Consider the following 2,809-nt stretch of genomic DNA (forward strand, 5'->3'; position numbering starts at 1 on the left):
AAGGGCCCGCAGGCCCGCGATGTGCACCTGGTCCGGGGCGCCGAGCCCCAGACGGTGCCGCCGCGACGCTCGGAACCTGTCGCGACCGCGGGGCCGGCGGCGCGGGAGGTGCCCGTGCGAGGCGGCGCGGGCGTTGTCGCCCGCTACGACAGCGACCGCGGCTTCGGGTTCATCACCCCGGACTCGGGCGGCGACGATCTCTTCGCCCACGTGTCCGTCGTCATGGGGGCAGAGCCACTGCGGAAAGGTGACCGGGTCCGGTACGCGGTGCGCCACAGTGACCGAGGCCCGCAGGCCGACCGCATCGAACGCCTCTGACGAGGCGCAGCCGATCCGCCTCGGTCCCCCTGATGGCCGCCACCCGCGGCTCGGCGACGGTAGCCCCGGCCACCCCGACCGGCACGTCCTCGACGTGAACGCGGCCCCAGCCTGGGTGACGAGTTCCCGCAAGCGTGCCGCGCTCGGGTAGATGGTGTCTCCGCACCTACCCGCGCCGCGTGCGATGCGGTGCGGGTGGCGGTGGAGGGTGTCGCCGCGGCCGAGGTCGCGGTGGGGGGTGAGGTCGTAGCCGTGGTCGCCTTGGGCGTAGCCGACGAGGCCGTTGGCGAAGGCGGCCAGGTTGGTGGAGTTGCCGATGCCGTCGTTCTCGTCGCAGATGTCGCGCACCGCCAGGCAGCCGTAGCGCTGTCCGCCCCTCATCGCTGCATCGGCACCATCACCCCCGACTCAGCCGGACTCAGGCAGCCAGGAAACTCGGCACCGGTACCGGCTCCGGGGCGAGTGGGCTGTGCTCGACGGGCTGGTGGACGTGGCTGAACACCGCGCGGGCGGGCAGCGGTGGCGGTGCGGGCCGCGATGGCTTGCCGCCCTCAGCGGCTGTCCTCGGGCTGAAACGCCTGGTCGTCAGAGGTGAAGTGGTCATGGTCTCCTGCGATCGTGGTTGAGGTGCTGATCCGAGGTCGACAGCGGTTGGATGATCCGACCTCCGTGGAGGCCGATGGTTGGTGCGTCGGCCTCATCAGAGTGTGGGGGCGGTCTCGCGCACTCGCGGTGCGCGGTGGTTACGACCGCGGGCCCCACCGGGCCGCGTCCGTTGCGCTGTCGCACAACGGACGCGGTGGACGGGCGGAGCCGCGCGGCATGACTCGGCACATCCGAGGGCGAACGTCACCGTCCTCGCGCTCCGGGGTGAACACAGAGCGGTCGGGTGGGGCGTTCACAGGCCGTGGCGGCCAGGGGATGTGATGCGAGCGGCTGAGCCGGCGGCAAGCCGGTACTCCCGTCCCCCGCCACTTCGCAGCGGCGGGCGGTTCGACCGGGCCCCGCCACCGCTGGACGCGGACAGCTGGAAGCCCTGCGGCCGAGCCTACCCCATCCCAGGGCGGAGCGGGAGCTGTCGGGCCGCTGACGCTGGTCAGGTCCGGTGTGGCAGGCCGCCGGGCTTCGTCGTCCCGGTGCATCGAGGTGGTGTGCGTCGAATGATTCCGGCTCAACGACGCCGACGGAGAGCTGGAACGAGGTCCGCAGTGGACGAATCTCGGCTGGTGCGCGAGCTCGGTCGAGGCCACGCGGTGGTGATCGGGCTCAGCTCGATGTCCGGGGCGGCGTCTTCGCCGCCGACGACACCCTCACCTCACCCATCAGGTCGCCGACGGCATGCACTCAGCCATCGTCCGCGCCACCAAACCGCAGCTCGCCACAAGCGATGGCGCACCGGAGAATCCCACGGAGGTCCTGAGTCCTCCATCGACGTGCCCGTAGACAGTCCACTCACGCGCGTCAGTGCTGGAGCCGATGGCCACGCGTCGGGTGGTGGCGACTGCTCATCCCACGGCGATTCCGCGGGCCTTGAGGGTGTTCGCGGCGTCGGGGGCGGCCATCATGGCCTCGTCGCCGCCGTGGATCACGCGGAGGTTGGGCAGCAGGGCGAGATCGTCCAGGGAGGTGACGTCGAAGAGGTCGTCCTCTCCGTCCCAGAACGGGGAGCACTGGTGGTAGATCTCCAAGCCGCCGTCGGTGATCAGCTCGTCGACAGAGGCCAGCTGCTCAGGGGTGATCTCCAGGTCGGTGAAGTGCCGGCGGGCTTCATCGAGGACGGTGTACAGCAGATCCTGCTCGTGCAGGTACTTGAACAGGTCGCCGGTGGCGCCCTTGGCGTGGAGAACATCGGCGATCCGGAAAGGAGGCTGGATCACGTCGTCCTGGTACATGAGCTTGTCGATGACCAGCAGTTTGAAGTTGAAGTCCCGGAACATGCCCCACTATCTACCAGACCGCCCGGACAGATCCGGCGGCCACCATCCGACCAGGGAAGGGGTCTGCCGCACCGATAGGTGACAGCCTGCCGAACCCGGTCAGGTACACGCGGTAGGGCAGCCCGATCGCGACTTGCCCACCTGCCCCGGCCACCACGCGCCGAATCCGGCTGAGCGCACCCGCTCACGAGCGGGTGCGCTGCCTGGCGGCCAGGCGGGCGGCCAGCCACAGCGGCAGGGCCGCGGCCGCGGTGGTGAGGAGCAGCAGGGTGAGCGAGAGGGTTGCCGCGTAGCCGAGTTCGCCGTACTCGAAGGCGCGGCGGTAGATCAGCAGTGGGGCGGTCAGGGTGGCGTTGGCGGGGCCGCCGTCGGTGAGGAGGAGGGCTGGGACGAAGGCGTTCTGGACGACCACCACCACGTCGCGGACCGCGAGGACCAGGATGATCGGGGTCATCAGGGGCAGGGTCACGCGGGTCATCGCGAACCACGGGGAGCCGCCTTCGAGCGCGATCGCCTCGTGCAGTGTCGGCGGGATGGCGGTGCGGGCGGCGAGG

General features: G+C 70.7%; 3 protein-coding genes. 1 reads left to right on the top strand and 2 read right to left on the bottom strand.

Annotated elements, in window-relative coordinates:
• On the top strand, window positions 1–318 hold a 318-nt coding region (locus tag ACFPM7_RS30290; RefSeq protein ID WP_378251273.1), incomplete at its 5' end, for a cold-shock protein.
• A gap of 1,505 nt (window positions 319–1,823) precedes the next feature.
• Here ACFPM7_RS30290 and ACFPM7_RS30295 read toward each other — a convergent pair.
• Both ACFPM7_RS30295 and ACFPM7_RS30300 read right to left on the bottom strand, forming a co-directional pair.
• Window positions 1,824–2,255, bottom strand: a complete 432-nt coding sequence (locus ACFPM7_RS30295) for a DUF6892 domain-containing protein (RefSeq protein WP_378251274.1) — start codon at window positions 2,253–2,255, stop codon at window positions 1,824–1,826.
• Between the two features lie 184 nt (window positions 2,256–2,439).
• A partial coding sequence (locus ACFPM7_RS30300; protein WP_378251275.1) for an ABC transporter permease subunit occupies window positions 2,440–2,809 on the bottom strand: 370 nt, incomplete at its 5' end.

Source organism: Actinokineospora guangxiensis, from assembly GCF_042657845.1.
GTDB classification, from domain to species: Bacteria; Actinomycetota; Actinomycetes; order Mycobacteriales; family Pseudonocardiaceae; genus Actinokineospora; species Actinokineospora guangxiensis.